Genomic DNA, 18,234 nt, shown 5'->3' on the forward strand with positions numbered 1-18,234 from the left:
CATTAATCTTCCATCCTATAAAACAAAATTATTACTAAAATTAATTTAATATATCATAAGAATAACGAAAAGGTGTGATGCATATAAGACTCTCAAAAAATAAATCTAATTTCATGCATATGTATTTGTCATTTCTTGTTTGTTCTAGTAAATAAAATGCCTGTCTATTGTGTTGCATCCATTTTGGATGATAATTGGTGTTGATTCCAAAAAATTCCTCATTAATTTTCTCACAAGTGACTATTCCCATCCTTACATATGAATTTTCTCAGAATCGTATAAGAACCTACTCCCACAAATTACTTTGCAGCTTTGATAACTCTTTCAAACTGCTAAGTAATTAACGTTGTGCTTCATGTTTCTTTTGTATCTTATAAAGTAAACACAAAAAAGTCCTCCAATCGATTTCTCGATCAAAGGACTTTTCGTTACAAACTAGCTTTCTGAAGCTATATTGTCAGACCCGATATTAATAACTTAAATTGTCGGAATTGCTTCAGAACCTGGAATCGAAGATTCTGAATTTGGTACTATAGATCTCAATTCTGGTTCTTTAACAATCACATTTACAGTTACTTCATTTTTACCGTATTTAACGGAAATTGTTGTGCTTCCTACTTCTTTCGCACTCACTAAACCATTACTTACGGAAGCCACTTTACTATTTGCTACTTTATAAGTTGCGGCCGTTGTAACATCTCTTTCTGTTGTTCTTCCATCCGCTGTTGTCGTTACTTCCTTAAGTGTCAGTTGTGCTTGTTTTCCAGATTCTAAATCAATTTGGGTTTGGTTAGCCACTAGAGTCACTACTGGTTCTGTAACAGCCACATTTACAGTTACTTCATTTTTACCGTATTTAACAGTAATTGTTGTGTTTCCTGTTGCTTTTGCTCTTACTAAACCATTAGTTACAGAAGCCACTTTACCATCTGCTACTTTATAAGTTGCAGCGGTTGTAACATCTCTTTCTGTTGTTTTACCATCCGCCGTTGTCGTTACTTCCTTAATTGACAATTGCGCTTCTTTTCCAGGTTCCAAATCAATTTGGGTTTTGTCTACACTTAGTGTCACTTGTGGTTCAGTAACAGTGACATTTACAGTGAGTTCATTTTTACCGTATTTAACAGTGATTGTTGAACTTCCTGTAGCTTTTGCTTTTACTACTCCTTCATTTACGGAAGCCACTTGCCCATTAGCTACTTTATACGTAGCATTTTTTGTAACATTTCTTTCTGTTGTTTTTCCATCTACCGTTGTCGTTACTTCTTTAATTGTTAGTTGAGATTCTTTTCCAGGCTCTAAATCAATTTGTGTTTTGTTTGTTGTTAGTGTTACTTCTGGTTCTGTTACAGTCACATTGACAGTTGCTTCATTTTTACCGTATTTAACAGTAATTGTTGTACTTCCGACGGCTTTTGCTTTTATCAGACCACTACTAACAGTAGCCACTTTATTATTTGCTACTTTATATGTTGCAAAATTTGTAACGTCTGACTGTTTTGTTTTTCCATCTGCCGAAGTGATTACTTCTTTAATTGTCAGTTGCGCTTCTTTTCCAGGTTCCAAATCAATTTGTGTTTTGTTTGGAATTAGAGTTACAACTGGCTCTGTTACATTCACATTTACATTTAATTCATTTTTACCGTATTTCACGCTGATTGTTGTAGTTCCTGCTGCTTTTGCTATTACTAAACCATTAGTAACGGTAGCCACTTTACTGTTTGCTACTGTATACGTTGCAGCTTTTGTTACATCTACCTGTTTTGTTTTTCCATCTGCTGTTGTTGTTACTTCTTTAATAATCAGTTGTGCTTCTTTTCCAGGTTCTAAATCAATTTGTGTTTTGTTTGCAGTTAGTGTTACTCCAGGTGCTGTAACAGTGACATTTATAGTTACTTCATTTTTACCGTATTTAGCGGTAATTGTTGTACTTCCTGCAGCTTTTGCTGTTACTAAACCGTTTTTTACGGAAGCCACTTTACCGTCTGCTACTTTATACGTTGCAGCTTTTGTTACATCTTGCTGTTTTGTTTTTCCATCTGCTCCTGTTGTTACTTCTTTAATTGTCAGTTGTGCTTCTTTTCCTGGATCCAAATCAAGTTGTGTTTTGTTTGCAACTAAGGTCACTACTGGTTCTGTAACATCCACTTTGATAGTTACTTCGTTTTTACCGTATTTAGCAGTGATTGTTGTACTTCCTACAGCTTTTGCTGTTACTAAACCATCTTTTACGTTAGCGACTTTATTATTTGCAACTGTGTACTTAGCAGCCTTTGTGACGTCTTGCTGTTTTATTGTTCCATCTGCTCTTGTTGTTACTTCTTTAATTGTCAGTTGTGCTTCTTTTTTAGGTTCCAAATCAATTTGTGTTTTGTTTGCAACTAGTTTCACTCCAGGTACAATAACTACTGGATCTTTCACTGTTACATTTACAGTCACATTATTTTTACCATGAGTAATGGTAATCGTTGTAGATCCCTTGCCTACTGCAGTTACTAAGCCGTTAGAAACCTTTGCAACGCTTTCGTCTGCTATAGCGTAAGTAGCTGTTGCAGTTACATCTTTAACTGTCGCTGTACCTTCTGCTGGTGTTGTAGTTTCTGTAACAGAAAGTTGAGCTGTTCCTCCTGTTTCTAAATCGACTTTCGTTGGATTTACACTAAGTGTTACTACTGGTTCTGGTTCAGGATTATCATTTTCATATATTAATGCTTCTCCTACATTGCCTGCTGCATCTTTAATCACAACAGTCACGGAATCTGTTCCTGCAGTTACAGGGAATGTAAATGATCCGTCTTGCGCCAAATCAAAGTCCACGGCTGCAGCTGTGTTACCATTAATAGTTGCAATATAAGAAGCATTAAGTTTTTCATTTAAGTCATATTCTAAGCCGTACAAATATAGTTCTTCATTATACTCGATATATTTGTCAGTCACATGCCCTGTTGCTATTCCGTCTTTCACGGAGCCTGTAATTGCTGGTTTCGTTGTTTTCACAACAACTGGTCCAACATAGTCCCCAATTACTCCTGTAGCTGCCTGTGCAGTGAAGTCAATTGTATATAATCCATCTGGAATAGTAGTTGCAGGCGCACTGCCCCATGGCTTATATTGCCCTGCCACATTTAGTGTATAAGAACCTTTTCCAAGTGAAGAACCTGCATGCAAGTAGCCAATATAGCCATCTCCATATTCCCCACCTTCAGGATTCATGATGTCCCAAATTTCGATATAGTTAGTTGCTACATCTCCTGTTAACGTGAATGAAAGTACAGCACTGTCTTTCACACCATCTCCATTAAAGGACAAGTCCGTTCCTGTAATAGCCATATTTCTAATTTCAGTAGCAGCCACTCCACCAAAATCTGCTGCGAATGGCAATGAAATTTCTGAACCGCCACCGTTAATATGGATATAGCCAAGAATTTCAGAACCATTTGGTGCTGTCGCTTTGGAAGCAGTCAATGTAACATTTAATAATTGCTCCCCTGCCAACGTGAATGTTGGTTTATCAATAGTTAGTTTTGCATCACCGAAAGTTTTTGTCGTATCAACCGTTACATTATAATTTCCACCCTGTCCCTTTATATCTTTCACAAGAATTTGTTTCGTAACAGAGATATTATTTTCCTTAAGGGATTGTGGACCGAATGTTACAGTACCTTTCTTATTTTCAACAATTGCTCCAGTTCCGTCTAAAACAGCTGTGTCTAAAGCATAGGCAAGTACATTCGGACGAGCTGCTGCATAAGCATTTACACGTCCAGCACCTTGAGCGAATACATCGTATTTTGCTGTATTCAGCACTTTTGCTGTATTAGACAGTGCTACTTTTACATCGAATGCATTCCAACTTGGATTTGCTTGTTGGACAAGCGCTGCAATCCCTGCGATATGCGGTGTTGCCATCGATGTTCCCGTTTTGCGATCATAAGCTTCATTATAAACAGCATCTGGAAAATCTGCTTTGTACATTGGAATAGTAGACATAATATTCGTTCCAGGTGCACTTACATCTGGCTTGATATCGAAGTTAGGAGTAGTTGGTCCACGGGAACTTGAGTCGTTTACTTCGTCTCCAGTTGTATTAGCAGAGCCAAATTTACCAAATGTAACTTTTCCTGCTCCGTTTGCTAATGCTGCTCGAATTGCATCCCCATCTGTTTGGGACATATCAAACGTCGGTAGGAAAGCAAATGAATCACCTAGAAACGTTCCAGATGCATTTGGTGCATTCGTACCACCAGCAAAGTTATGAATAATAGTTGCAACTGCTCCGTTTGCTTTTGCATGTGCAATTTTATCGACAAATGCAATGCTACCACGAGAGATCAACGCAACCTTACCGTTTACATCGATTCCTTGATAATCCTTCGCTTCACCGTTTCCAGGAACAGCAACTAAGTCAAATTCCCCTTGAAGTTGTGTTGCTAGGTCTTTCCCAAAGGTAGTTCCCATCAACTGTAATTGCTTAGTAAGGTTATATTGACCAACCTTAACATTCACTTCTCCGTTGTACATTGTTTCTGGGTTCGTTGTGTTACCAACTGCAATACCTAAACGGGCAGTAGATGGGGTTCCTATTGTTCCTCTGTTTGGACCTGAGTTACCTGTTGCTACAACTGCGATTGTTCCAGCCATCATAGCGTTATTGATTGCGAAAGATCCGCTATCCGTTTCAGAGTTATTCTCCCCACCAAGTGATAGGTTAATAACATCCATTCCTTCAATTACAGCTGTGTCAATCGCTTTTACGATTCCAGAATTAGCCCCACTTCCATATGCTCCAAGCACACGATAAGCGTAAAGATCCACTTTAGGAGCAATCCCTTTAATGCCGTATTCGTTGGCACCAATTGCTGCGATCGTACCTGCAACATGCGTACCGTGAGATGTATAGAATGCACTTCCTCGAGCATTAAACTCTGGTGTTCCTGCAGGACGTTCTACAGGTGAAGTTTCCGATGCATCATCAGCCGAACGTGTTCTTGTATAGTCTGATGAATTAGGGATAAAGTTCTTTCCACCTTTATAAATACCTGCAAATTCTGGGTGGTTTGCATCGATTCCTGTATCAAGTACTGCTACTTTAATGCCTTGTCCTTCAAATCCTTCGTTCCAAAGCTTTTCAATTCCTAGGAATGAAATACTTGTATTCATCTTTGCTTCTATTTTCTTATCTTTTAAAGTAGTATTTGTCGGTTTAGATTTTTTTGGTTCTTCCATCGCATAAACGATTGTATCAGGCTCGACTAACGTAACTCCTTGAACAGTAAGTAATTTTGGGAGGTCATTCGCTTTTACAACCGCTGCAAAACCGTTTAAAACTGTATCGAATGAATAACCTTGTTTAATAGAAATATTTTTTAAACTTAATTCTTTTTTTACAGATGTTTGTTGTGCTTTTACTTTCGTCCTAACTTGATTTTGTTGTGAGGTTGAAAATGCTTTCCCTTTTAATTCGCTAATTCCTTTTTCAAGGGCAACCGGTTTTTCAGATAAATGTATGATTACTGCAACATCTTGATTGCCCGATAGTTTTTCTAAATCTTTGTGTAGTTTTGGTCCACCATCCAACACATTCAATTGCTCTGCGATTGCTGCTTTTAGTTGTAAAGTGCTTTCGCTAGGAGCATTTTGTTTAAATGGCTTTGTACCTGTGTTTGCAGATGCAGTCATTATAGGACTAAACATCGCAAAGATCATAGCTAGTACCAGGAATGAACTAAATAACCTACTAACTAATCTTTTTTTCAATATATTTCCCCCTTTTAACACAGTCGACTCCACTCTTTGAAAGGATAGATTTGTCCAATGATATTACAAAAGACCTCATCCTTTATAGGAAATGAAGTAACATATGCATAGTGTGATACTGTCCTAATGTATGTCCTAGTCCATATTTCTATGACGAATTGAAAAAAGTAATGATTATTATTCGTCTTGTAACCTATTTTAAAAAAAATTGTTTCTGATTCACTGATGTACAAGTGTGACTATTTCGCTGTCAGAATTGTTTTAGAACCAATACTAAGGATTATGCTAAAACCCGTATCATAAGTAGAATGCAAAATGCCCTGTAGATATCACTCTACAGGGCATTTTGTCAAACTATACATTCTCTTACCTTATAATATTAATTGAGGCACTCAATAATACTAAAAAAATAAAAATAGCGAGAATAAAATATAAAAATCGCCTCAATTAATTTCAGGATCAAGAGACTTTACTAATCTCATAGCTTTCTTTTTTACCTAGAAAAATCTAATAGTTTTTGAACCTGGTACCTAGATTTTAGTCATAGTTATTGAGTTTATTTCCTGGCCACGTAACAAATTCATTTTTGGGACAACGAAACAGAATCTTAACGCCATCAATATTCAAGACAATACCTTTCTTTTCCAATGCCTTTCCCACGATCGGAGCTAACTCTATAGCATAGGCATTTTTCCAACTCCTATTTTTGCGTTCCTGTGAAAATTCTTTCCTTGTTTTAAATCCTACCTGTACTGCTAACTCGTCTAATTCTTCATTGATAGTATGACAAAGCCCACTTATGTAAGACTTGCTTGGTTCTGCACATCGTTTGGCACCATAATATTCATAGAATCCTGAAACTCCATCTTCTATATCAGGAAAACCAATATATCTTACTATGACTTCTCACGTTCTTAATCTCCTTTCTATAATTTAGCTTAACTTATACATGAGTGTGATTATAAATACGCAACACTTAGACAAATCTGTTGACTTCATTCCATATTTCTTTCGATACAGGAAAACTAAACTTTAGTGCCGTGACACTAAAGGGTTTGGCAAAAGAAGGGTCTGCTTTTTGTATGATGGAGAGAATTTTATTATAGGGAATGGCTTTAATATATTCATAGAATTCATTTAAAGACATATAATATTCAGCATCTATTTCACCTATATCATCTTTCATCTTTACCTCTCCATCCGCTATTCCCCGTGCAATAATCCCAGAACCATTGCTATATAATAAAACTTTGTCACCCTTTTGAATGTACCCTATTTCTCCTTTAGTGGACCGATAAGCAGCACATTTTTGTTCTTCAATCATCTCTAGCTCATACCGTTGACTTGCTTGTTTATTCGTGTTGATTATAAATAAATTCATTTAGATTCACCTCATAGCATTATTGTAGAAACCAAATCAAATCCGAACTGTTTTCTTCTTGACCCAATATTGCAAAGTAAAAATTGGTATAAACATAAAATACTTAATTACAATTTGCACATATTCTCCACAATTTCTATTACGTCGTTATTCGATTGAATAGTTGTAAGAGGCTTGATAGAAAATGTGAACTTATCATCGGAATCAATGCTAGGTGCACACGTATATAAATTTTCATTAAATATATTAATCTTCAAACCGGCTTCAAAAATAGCATTTTTCATAAACCAAGGCTTAAATTTATTTCGAATGTTATCAGTAGGATGCTCAAATACTAATCTTCCTGCCGCTATAGAAGGAATGAGTTGCTCATGCAGAGGGTGTGTGAACTGAACATTAATGATAAGTAAGTGATCTACTTTATTACTTTCAAGTTGCAATTTTAATCCATAAGGTCTTGCAATATATTGAGGGATTAGGGTCGTGTAGCTATCAGGTGTTTGTAAAATACTTTTACTAGTTTCAGTAGCAAGTCCGTTACCAAGAATCGGAATATAACCTTTGTCTGACAGTAAAGCATCAGCATCTTTTAATAGCTTGATTGTATTATCTACTACTTTACGTACGTTTTGGAATGATTGAAATAAAATATTATCCATTGATTAATCCCCTGTCATTTTGAGTATAATTCCATTCTGTTACATTTAGTTCCTTTTTCGGCCATATAATTGTTGACCCCGATGAGTAAAAACCGTTAAAAGGTAAAACGTTTGACATTTTTCCCCACCCATTAAATCGTGTAAGATTTTTCCGTTCACATACGCCTTGTAGTTCAGAAAGAATAATATGATCCTGTTCTGTCTGAGATTCCATGCAAGTAGCTTCATATAAGCTTGCCCATGACATCCAGTAGAGGTTATTTACTGGTGCTTTTGAATACTTTAGACCAGATTCAATATCCTTTTCAGGAAAGACAGTATGATTAGTCAAATATATTAATTGTGTTGAGTTCACATTCCCACAGTCAATTCCAAGTTTCTTTAATGTATTTGAATCATTTAAATCTTCAAGCTCTCTAGAAAGTTGATCGCGTTGCCAACTTTCTCTCAGCTCCACGTTTACTGTTTCATCTTCTTCACTTGATTTAGGTGACATGTACTTTGCCTCAATCCCTACGATATGGATTGCATCATCTACATCAGTTAATACCAATATAACATCAGGTTCACATTGTTTGAGAGATGGCCAGAATACATAGCGAACCTTTTTGATTGGAATTCGAAAAGAAAGCATTTTTCTATTAATATCAAAACTAGAACATAAGGCCTTTATAACATACTCTGGATTGGACAAATACTGAAATCCTCCGAGTATTGAACTTGTTACAACATCCTCACTATTCCATACTGAAGTAGGGAGTTTTCCATGAATAATTGCCTTTAGCATACTAATACCTCCTACGTAATGGATAGTTTTACTTTTAAAAAATCTATTTCTATATTGCCATAAGTATTCTAATTAATAAATTATAATTCAGAAAACAATAATTATACATGTCCTATTTCATTTTTTAAATGTAGACATACTCCAGCTCTTTCTAAAACTTCTTTAGAAAAGAAGTCTTCCATTATTTTCACATCCCACACTCTCCCAAGCTAAACATATAAGCTTATGACGACTCAATAATTATTATTAAAACCTGTTAATAAAAAGCAGTTGAAGATATAACTTCAACTGCTTTGGTTAATAAGTATTTGTATGTTGATGTTTGAAAAAGGGGGCAGAAAGGTCGCCCGCCAGTGCTTGATACACATAATGCGTGGTACTTCTGTCTAATTCTGCCTTCACTTTGTTAATAGTTGATCTAGTGTCGTGGTATTCCCATAGGCAATTGATGAAAATGATGAAACTGAAGATGTCAACAATACCGCTGCTACCGTTTGTTTCATAAATCTTCCTCTCATAATACTCCTCCTCTTGTGATTAGGTTAGTTGTTGAGAAATTATCAAATATTCTAATAATTATAAATTACTATCTAAATTTTAAATTTCAACTTCGAGTTCGATAATCTACGACATCTATCGTCAAAATTATTAAAAAACTATACAAAAGAATATTTATGAGGTAAGAAATGTAAAATAATATAAAACTTTTTCCTTATAACGACATAGACTTTTATTGCTTATTTTTTCTATCTAATTGTAATAACAAATGTTTACTGAAAGATCCACAAAATATCTTAGAGTTATAGAAAATGGAGAGCCGGATATGTGGACTCTTCAAAATTTTTAATGATACCTAGAAAGCAAAGTACCATCCCATTGTGATTGTTCAACATTGTATGAGAGTTGATCTTGGTTTACTAGACCCTCAGTACCTACAATAATTAACGAAGCAGAATTATGAGTGAAATTAGATTCTATAGAAATAAAATCAATTACTTTAAGTGTATCACTATCAACATATTCAACTATTAATTCAGCAGATTTACCATACCCATCGTTTACTGTAATAGTTCCAGTTATATCTTTTTTGAATTCATGACCATAGGATGGATTTAAGAAAGTGAAATCTAGTGTGTCAGAGATTGTTAATCCGTTATTATCTATATCCTTTAAAGTAATTTCTGTAGAAGCAAATGCTCCTTCGTTTATGATAGCAATTGCTGGAGTCGTTGGATTTTCGGAACCTTCCCCATTTTGACCGTCTTTATCAGGGGCATATTGGTATGCTTCAAATGTATTTGTTTCATTTTGTAGTAAGCTGACTGAGCCATAGGTCCATTCTCCATTGTCATCTACTTTAGTAGTACCAAGGAATGTACCATTAAGATATAAATGGACAGTATATTCGGCTTGAGCTGTTCCACTGATAATATAGCTAGATCCATCGTATGTCACAGGAGTATGCGCCGGGTTGGTAATTTCCAATTTCGCTGCTTCGGTTACATCTATTGTAAGATTCCAAGTAGAAATATTTTCAGCTTTTACTTCATAACCAATAGTAAGTGAATCACCATTTGAAAGTGCTTTTTCAAATATTTCTTGTGGTACATTTTGTCCGCGAATAAAAAATAAATCGTTCGAATCCCATTTATATTTATATCCGTTTGTATAAACATAGTCACTCTCTAGATATATGTGTGATCCATTGATAACTACCTTATAGAAATCACTTGTATTTTGTAACTGGAAAAAGTGAGTTATCGGTGCTTTTTTACTTGTTAGATTTCCATCTAGTTTTTGTATTGTTGGCTGAACATGAGTTACAGAAGCAGATCCACCTGCTGCAATAATAAAGGTTAAATTCCCATTTTGATCGGTGTAGGTTGTCGCTTCTTGCCCTGTCGTTCCAAAATGACCATTCGCAGAAGTTATTACTGCGGTAGTGGAATTTGTTTCATTGTCTGGATTTGCATCACTTAAGCTTATAAGTACTCTCCCGACATAAGGAGAGCCGTCCGAATTTGTTAATTTAGCACTATATATACGATTATTTGTGGTTTCCATGTATGCAACTTCTGATTCACTAAGCAAAATACCAGTAGTATCAGGTTTTGCTTCTGTAACAAAATTCATCTTATGGTCTTTCCAAGTCATCGTATAGTTTGTAGAAGAGTTAAGATCAGAAGTTGTTAATATTACTGATTTATTGTCATCTGATAAGGTAGCAGATTGCACAGTTTCTCCTGAAATTTTAAATTGTCCTGCTTCTAGTCCAACCAATGGAATGGAATATTCTTTAGTGAAGTTAATCGTTACACTATTTTTTCCGTCAGTAAAAACGGATAGTGGTTTTAGTGGTAATGACGCTAATATATCATCATATGTATTTGTTAATTGGCTTTCAAAAGTAAAAATCGCTTCATTAAGATTGAAGTAGTAAACGGCTTTATCTAATTCAAAGGAAGCTTCTTCTAGCTTGTTATCTTGAATAAAACTAGAAGCCTTATCTAAATGCATTTTCACCGTTACATCATAATTTACTTGATTTATCAAATTTTCCATAGCAGGCTTCACAGCATTTCGGATACCATCACGTGTGGATTGCCCATAGACTCGGTCTAGTAGTTTCACTTGTTTTCGATATTCAGCAGTTGCTGTGTGATAAGCGGATTTTACTTGATTAAGGTCTTCCGAATTGACAGCCTTTTGAAGGTTGTTTGTTAAACCTTCAATTTTTTCACTTGATGTAATCGCATCTATGTAAGCCTGTGCGCGCTTCACATGAATTTTAGGCTCTACTAGTTTAGCTTGAATACTTAATTTTTCAGAGGTTGACAGTTTGCTAGCTGCATTTTCCGCTGCGAATATCGTTTTTTTAGCCATATTGTATTGATCGTAGGGACGGGTTTTAAAATCTGCAGAACCTTCTACTGAAATAGCCCATTTTAATATCGTTCCTGCATTTTGTGCGTCTGTTACTAATTGGTTTGTATTCGTCGCTGCACCAGCTTGTTGTGTTGGTGATGATATAAAAGCAACAATAGCAATTAAACATGCAATTTTTTTCATTTTGTTCTCCCTTTACAAGTATGTCTCTCTAGATGACTCTTTCTATAATTAAGTTTAACATGAATATATTACCTTCTTACTGTCCAAAAACAACGTAAATTGTAAAATGTAACCAATAATAATTACCATTGTTTGGACCAGATGATTAAATCTTTTAATATGTTATAATAATAGTATGTTATCTAGAAAAGAAAGGAATTTACTCATGACAAATTCTCCTAAAACATATAAAACAGAAATAGATTTTTCTGCCGAATGGGACATACCGGCTCAAGAAAAATATATATTCCAATTCTACCATCAGCAATTAGAAGACTTAGAGGCTAATCAGTTACACGTACACGGAGTGAAATTATATACAGTAGATTCCGGAATTGTTGTAACTGCTATTATTAGACACTCATTACCAAAGAAATTACGACTAGACCAAGTAATATTAGTAGTAAAAGATACTGAAGGAAAAGAACTTGCGAAGAAGCAATTTGATATGCAGCTATTCGGAGAGCTTGAGCCATGTACAGCTAGACCATGGAACTTCTTATTTGAAATGGAGGACATAGCAGTTCCTTATGAAGAGATAGAGAATGAAATGGAGTTTGAAATGGCATTTGAGTATTATGAAAAAGTTGTGAAAGACTTCGAATTATACTTAGATGAAAATTGGTCTAATGGCCTTTCAGAGGATCAAAAAAATTATGTACACTCTCTAGTTTCGACATTAGAGCCCCTAAAGGAAAATGAAATATCGATTGTCGGATTCCATTTTCATGAATCTGAGGACGCAATTAATATTTATATCATTATTCGTAATTCATTTTCTCAGGACTTAACAATCGAAAATCTACCTATTCAACTGTTTGATGCAACTGGTGAAATGGTATGTAAGTTAGGCTTCCCACTTGGTGAATTTAGCATTGCTCCGAAGCAAGCTAGACCGATCAGTTTATCTTTCTCTAAAGAAGTATTTCAAAAAGAAAACCCCAATTTTAGCTCATGGAAGATTGAAATGGTTCCGCAGACTCTTTAGATTCTTTTACCGATATAAATCTTTCTGAATGTTCTTCAAGGATTTCATTCTATAAGAAAATAAAGTGAGGACGATGAGTAGTTAAATTCACCGTCCTATTTTAATCCCCATAATTAGTGATATGTTGTTTTAATAACTATAGGATTACAGGCAAGAATACTCTAAATAATTATTTAGTAAGGCTGATTCTACTAATCAGTTATTTACTGACATAGTGGACTGCCTCTTTCTATTTCCTATATAAAAAAAACTCATTATCATTTAGTATCTCTTAATCTGATCATGTGAATTAATTTTTAATTTTAACCCATATTCATTCGTAACACCTTCGACTGAAACAACATTTAATGTTCCAGTTATCTTTCCGTCTTTTCCTTTGTCAATGATTGAACCAACATTCTTGTTCTTATCTTTTAAACCGAACGAAAGAGTAAAGCCATTTTTCACTGTATTGATGTACGTTTCTCTTTGATTATTTGTATATTTTACTTTAGTACCATCGGAATCACTTATAGTAATCGAAGCTTGCTCGGAAACATATGCTTGATCCTGAGCTAATACCGAACCATTTTTATGTTTTATGGGGGCTATCGAAAAAGTTATTACTTCGTTTGAAATGTTATTATCATCACTAGTTCCTTCACTGATCGTCGCAAGTTCAAATGGTCCCTCGATTACTCTTAGTGTCGTTAGACCCCAGCCGACATATGCGGGAATTGCTATACCTGCAGTTTGTTGAACCATCGAATAATCCGTAATAGCACTTTGTTCTGAGTCTGTAGTAAATTTCCATATTCCATTGGACCCCACTTTTGTTTTTCCAAGAAAGTTTCCAGCGTTTTTGAAAAAGTAGACCTCATAACTTGGTTGGCCCGTGCCAAACAACTCTATTTTGTTACCATCCATGCGGTACCCAGCAGTTCCAGGTATGGTTGAAAACTTAGAATCTAGGTTTATCTTAGCAACCACTTTATTACTTGAGATATTGAAGGAAGACACCGACGACGGGGAATAAGTTCCATTAACTACGTCTTCTCTATCCAGTGCAGCCTTGAACGAATCAAAAGAGACAATTGTTCCTTCATTTCGGTAATTGTCGCCAGAAGACTTCATTTTATATTTTAATCCGTCAGTTGTTACGAAGTAGTTATTCTTACTGTCAATGAAATGCACTGTTTTTTTTGATATGGAGCCTGCTTTTGCTGCTACATAGAAATTCATTGAACTTGAAGTTTGTGTTTCAACCACTTTGTTTTTCTCCATTTTGTTAAATGAAATAGATTTATCTAGTGCTGCTGAATTTAGCTCTTTCGCTGTAAATACAATCGTAACTATACCATTGCCATCTGGAGCTACATTTACTGACTTAGCACCAACCGTATTATTTGCTGCTCCATTAATTGAAACTAACTTCAATCCTGTAGGAATATCAACACGGATTGTAGCTTTAGAAGGCTTCCCATTCGACTCTTTAAATATTGCCGCTAAGGCAACTACTTCCGAAGTTTCTTTATGTTGAATTGTTTTATCTCCGACATAAATAGGTACAATACTTCCAGGAATGTTAAATCTAACCGTGTTAGTTTTATATTTCAACGTGTAGATCGATCCAGGTACTTGAATGGATGTTGTTAAGGTAATCGTTAACCCATCTTTACTTAATGAAGTGTTTGTTACTGCCAAACCATTATCTGTTGTAAATTCAGTAGGTTTGATTGAAGATATCGGTCTATTAAGTTTGATAGAAAATGTCGTATTATTTATAATAGAACTTGATACAATTTCAAGTGGCAAAGATACATTAACACCATTTACCCTATTCTGTAGAGCATTCTCCCATTTTAAAGCGTTTGTATTAAGAATTGCTTGAGCTTCATAAACTTTCTTAGCAGCTTCCGAATAATTCCCCCTTCTCACTTCTGCTTCAGCACTCTTAGCTAGCATATGAACGGTCACATCATTTTTTAATTCAACTATTAACTTCTCTGCAGGTCCTTTTACTACATTTCGGATTCTATCGCGAGTAGATTGCCCATATACCCGATCCAACAAAATTGTTTGTTTTCGAAATTCCGCAGTCATTTCATGATATGTCTTTTCTACTTGGTCTAAGTTGTTTGAGTAAACCGCTTTCGAAAGTGCCTTCGTTTTTGCATCAATTTTCGTACTTGCGGTAATTGCATCAAGATACGCCTGAGCACGTTGAATTTGAACTTTTGTATCCATTAGTTGGGCTTCATACTTCAACTTATCCGAAAAACTTACCGCATTTAGTGCACCTTCCACTTTTGCAATTGCCATTTTTGCATTGTTAAATTGTTCCCATGGCTGAGTAATACCATCCGCAGAACCCTCGACAGAAATCGCCCACTTTAAAACGTTTCCCGCATTTTGTACATCTACCATTAGTTGTTCCATATTTATCGCAGCATTTCCTTGTTGAGTTGGTGCAGTCGCAACAAATATCGATAATGCAATTACGGATGAAACTGCCGTTTTAATTGATTTCACCAAAAATTTACCTCCCATTTATACTAGCCATCGTTGTAATTATATGTATATACGGAACGATAATATGTTTATTAGTAACCAAAAAAGCCCATTAACCGATCTCTGCAGCAACGGTCCCTGCAATATGTGTTCCGTGATTAGTCATCATAAACTGAGTCATAAACACTACCATCATTATAATAGAAATCAAATCCGTTTATATCATCAGTGTAACCATTGTTATCATCATCCCTCCAGGTTTACCATTAATCTCAATTTGATTTATCCAAATATTATCTATTAAATCTTGAATTGATAAATTTTCGGCTTTCTTTATTGCATTCTTTTTAAAAAGCCTCTTTTTGAAGAATATTGGAAACATTTTGTTTCCATATAAGATCTACCCATTCTAGAATGGATTGAATTATTCACATTTTGGCTATGATCAGGTTTTAGGAAAGTTTTGTAGTTTTTGTTGAACTAGATTTGAGGAGCCTTAATCAGTTACGGTGTTACCTTTTCTATACTGTTTTTTAATTACTATTCTTGGTGTTTCTAAGATTGGAGAACATTTTGACCATATAAACTACTTATTTTGATGTAAAGCAATAAGTCACTTTGTCCACACATAAGAAAAAGCCGTTAAAAGTCTTCCTTTTAACGGCTTCATAAATATTAATAATCTTTTATTTGAAAACCTGTATTCAGCTTCAAGTTTAAATCATATCCATTGGAAACTCCATCTATGGAAATCACTTCTAGCGGACCTGATAATTTATCATCTTCTCCATTTTCAAGAATTACTCCAGCCAATTTTTCTTCGACAGTCGGCCCAAACTTAATTTTAAAACCATTTGAAACTTTACTAAAGATATTTCCTTGGTCATTGTTTGTAAATTGAACTTTTGTTCCATCTGCATCTTGCACAACAATAGAAGCTTGTCTTGTAAGAATAGCTGTATCTTGCGCTATTGTAGTACCATTAGTTCGTTTTACAGGAGCAACAGTAAAGGTTATTTCTTCATTGGAAAGGTCTTCATCAGCAGTTTTCCCATTACTAATGGACAATAACTCAAATGGCCCTTCTACCACTCTCAAGGAAGTTCCACTAGTATAGACAGGTGTTACTTTACCAGCTACTTGCTGAACGAAGTAGAAATCGTTTATATCGTTCTGATTAATAGTAGCAGGATATTTCCATGTACCAGTTGAACTTATTTTAACCTTACCAAGATAACTTCCTGCATTTTTAAAGATAAACAATTCGTAGTTTGGTTGGCCAGTTCCAGATAACTCTAATGATTTACCTATCATTCGATACCCATTTCCAGATTTATAAGCAAATTTCGAATCAATAATCAAAGGAACAGAATAGTAATTTTCTGTAATATTAAAAGAAGATGCCGCGGTCGTTTGATATGTCCCAGTAATTGTATCCTCTGTATCTAAGGATGCTTTAAAAGAATCAAAGGAAATGGCGATTCCTTCATTTCTATAAGTATCGCTACCGCCTTTAATTTTATATTTTATACCATCAGATGTCACAAAGTAGTTGTTAGGTAAATCTACATATTTCACTTTTTTGTTTGAGATAGTACCAGCTTTTGCCGCGACATAAAAGTTCATATAACCTGAAGTTTGTGTTTCTACTACCTTGCTATTCTCGAGCTTATTAAAAGTAATTACCTTATCAAGCACTGCCACATTCAAATTGTTGGCAGTAAACGTAACTATAATAGTACCATTTCTATCTGGCATAACATTTACACTTTTCGCTCCAGCAACGATGTTTTCAATGCCATTAATCGTTAATAGTTTCAATCCTGCTGGAATGTCGATTCGTACATTATTATTTCCATAAGAACCCGCAAATGTTGCGGACAATGCCAATACTTCAGATGTTTCCTTATGCTGAGTTGTTGTGTCCCCTATTTGAATAGGTACAATGCTTCCCGGAACTATAAAGCTAGCAAAATTTCCTTTATACTTTAATGTATATTTAAAACTAGGAGTTTGAGCAGAAGTTTTTAGCGTAACCGTCATTCCATCTGAACTCAAGGAAGCATTTGTAACAGATAAACCGTTATCAAACACAAACTCAGAAGCTTGAACGGTAGATACTGCTCTATTTAATCTTACAGATACTGTTGTGTTATCTACTCGAGTAATTGAATTCATTTGAACAGGTAAGGTATTTGCCACTGTGTTTATATTTCTTTGTAAGGTGCTTTCCCATTTTAAAACATTGGCATTTAGTATTGCTTGTGCTTCATTAATTTTTTTAGTAGCTTCCGTACTTTTAGAGAGCCTTATATAATCTATAGCTGCTTTTGTTTTCATATGGACGGTAACATCGTTCTTTAATTCATTGATTAATTTTTCAGCTGGCCCTTTTACAGCATTTCGGATTTTATCGCGAGTCGATTGACCGTATACTCGATCCAGTAGTATTGTTTGCTTACGAAACTCAGCAGTCATCTCATGATACGCTTTTTCGACTTGATCCAAATTATTTGTATTAACCGCTGCTGAAAGCACTCTTGTTTTTTCGTTAATTTTAGTACTTGCTGTAATAGCATCCAAATAGCCTTGTGCTCGTTTCAATTGAATTTTGGGATTCGCTAATCTAGCTTCATATGTCAGTTGTTCTGAAAAACTAAGCTTCTTTATTTCCGCTTCCGCCTTAGCGATCGCTAATTTTGCCTCATTAAATTGAGTCCAGGGTTGTGTTACTCCATCAGCTGAACCTTCAACTGAAATTGCCCATTTTAAAACGTTCCCTGCATTTTGTGCATCGGTCATTAACCGATCAATATTTACCGTAGCATCTACTTGTCTCTCTGGTGCAACTGCTACGAATGCAGATGCAGCTACTGCAGATGAAATGACCATTTTCACAGTATTCTTATTCATATTTTTATCCCCTTTTTATAAGCTAAATATTCTATAATATGTTTTTTAACATTTTTAACATGCATCTTATGTATTCTCCACTTACCATCATTATCTCTTTTTCTAAATTCTTCCTTTAGTATATATGTACGACCAATACCTAAAAAGGTTT

General features: G+C 35.1%; 8 protein-coding genes. 1 reads left to right on the forward strand and 7 read right to left on the reverse strand.

Features of this window, described 5'->3' with window-relative positions; genetic code table 11:
• Positions 1-477 precede the first annotated feature (477 nt).
• The 5 genes from AM499_RS12145 to AM499_RS12165 all read right to left on the reverse strand — a co-directional run bounded on the left by AM499_RS12145 (position 478) and on the right by AM499_RS12165 (position 11,653).
• On the reverse strand, positions 478-5,706 hold the full coding sequence (locus AM499_RS12145) for a S8 family serine peptidase (protein WP_082355369.1): 5,229 nt from the start codon (positions 5,704-5,706) through the stop codon (positions 478-480).
• Between the two features lie 1,027 nt (positions 5,707-6,733).
• Positions 6,734-7,138: a hypothetical protein gene (locus tag AM499_RS12150; protein WP_053590464.1), complete on the reverse strand. Its 405-nt coding sequence runs from the start codon at positions 7,136-7,138 to the stop codon at positions 6,734-6,736.
• A gap of 107 nt (positions 7,139-7,245) precedes the next feature.
• Positions 7,246-7,797 carry a hypothetical protein gene (locus AM499_RS12155; protein ID WP_053590465.1) on the reverse strand — a complete coding sequence of 184 codons (552 nt, stop codon included), beginning with the start codon at positions 7,795-7,797 and terminating at the stop codon, positions 7,246-7,248.
• Entirely contained in the window at positions 7,790-8,584 is a 795-nt protein-coding gene (locus tag AM499_RS12160; RefSeq protein ID WP_053590466.1) for a hypothetical protein, read from the reverse strand. The genes AM499_RS12155 and AM499_RS12160 overlap by 8 nt, the downstream gene beginning before the upstream one ends.
• An 843-nt stretch (positions 8,585-9,427) precedes the next feature.
• Positions 9,428-11,653 (reverse strand): hypothetical protein, encoded by a 2,226-nt coding sequence (locus AM499_RS12165; protein ID WP_053590467.1) that lies wholly within the window; start codon positions 11,651-11,653, stop codon positions 9,428-9,430.
• Positions 11,654-11,858: 205 nt separating this feature from the next.
• On the opposite strand from AM499_RS12165, the gene AM499_RS12170 reads away from it, so the two are divergent.
• Positions 11,859-12,680: an SLAP domain-containing protein gene (locus AM499_RS12170; RefSeq protein ID WP_053590468.1), complete on the forward strand. Its 822-nt coding sequence runs from the start codon at positions 11,859-11,861 to the stop codon at positions 12,678-12,680.
• A 261-nt stretch (positions 12,681-12,941) separates the two neighbouring features.
• Here AM499_RS12170 and AM499_RS12175 read toward each other — a convergent pair whose 3' ends face one another.
• Complete coding sequence (locus AM499_RS12175; RefSeq protein WP_231687576.1) at positions 12,942-15,191, reverse strand: hypothetical protein; 2,250 nt, start codon at positions 15,189-15,191, stop codon at positions 12,942-12,944.
• A gap of 654 nt (positions 15,192-15,845) precedes the next feature.
• Positions 15,846-18,083, reverse strand: coding sequence for a hypothetical protein (locus AM499_RS12180; RefSeq protein ID WP_053590470.1), 2,238 nt, complete (start codon positions 18,081-18,083; stop codon positions 15,846-15,848).
• Positions 18,084-18,234 lie beyond the last annotated feature (151 nt).

Source organism: Bacillus sp. FJAT-22090, assembly GCF_001278755.1.
Classification (GTDB): Bacteria; Bacillota; Bacilli; order Bacillales_A; family Planococcaceae; genus Psychrobacillus.

Bases quoted from the DNA above. Each gene is read 5' to 3' on its own strand.
- AM499_RS12145 (WP_082355369.1), bottom strand. From the start codon at position 5,706: ATGATCTTTGCGATGTTTAGTCCTATAATGACTGCATCTGCAAACACA.
- AM499_RS12150 (WP_053590464.1), bottom strand. From the start codon at position 7,138: ATGAATTTATTTATAATCAACACGAATAAACAAGCAAGTCAACGGTAT.
- AM499_RS12155 (WP_053590465.1), bottom strand. From the start codon at position 7,797: ATGGATAATATTTTATTTCAATCATTCCAAAACGTACGTAAAGTAGTA.
- AM499_RS12160 (WP_053590466.1), bottom strand. From the start codon at position 8,584: ATGCTAAAGGCAATTATTCATGGAAAACTCCCTACTTCAGTATGGAAT.
- AM499_RS12165 (WP_053590467.1), bottom strand. From the start codon at position 11,653: ATGAAAAAAATTGCATGTTTAATTGCTATTGTTGCTTTTATATCATCA.
- AM499_RS12170 (WP_053590468.1), top strand. From the start codon at position 11,859: ATGACAAATTCTCCTAAAACATATAAAACAGAAATAGATTTTTCTGCC.
- AM499_RS12180 (WP_053590470.1), bottom strand. From the start codon at position 18,083: ATGAATAAGAATACTGTGAAAATGGTCATTTCATCTGCAGTAGCTGCA.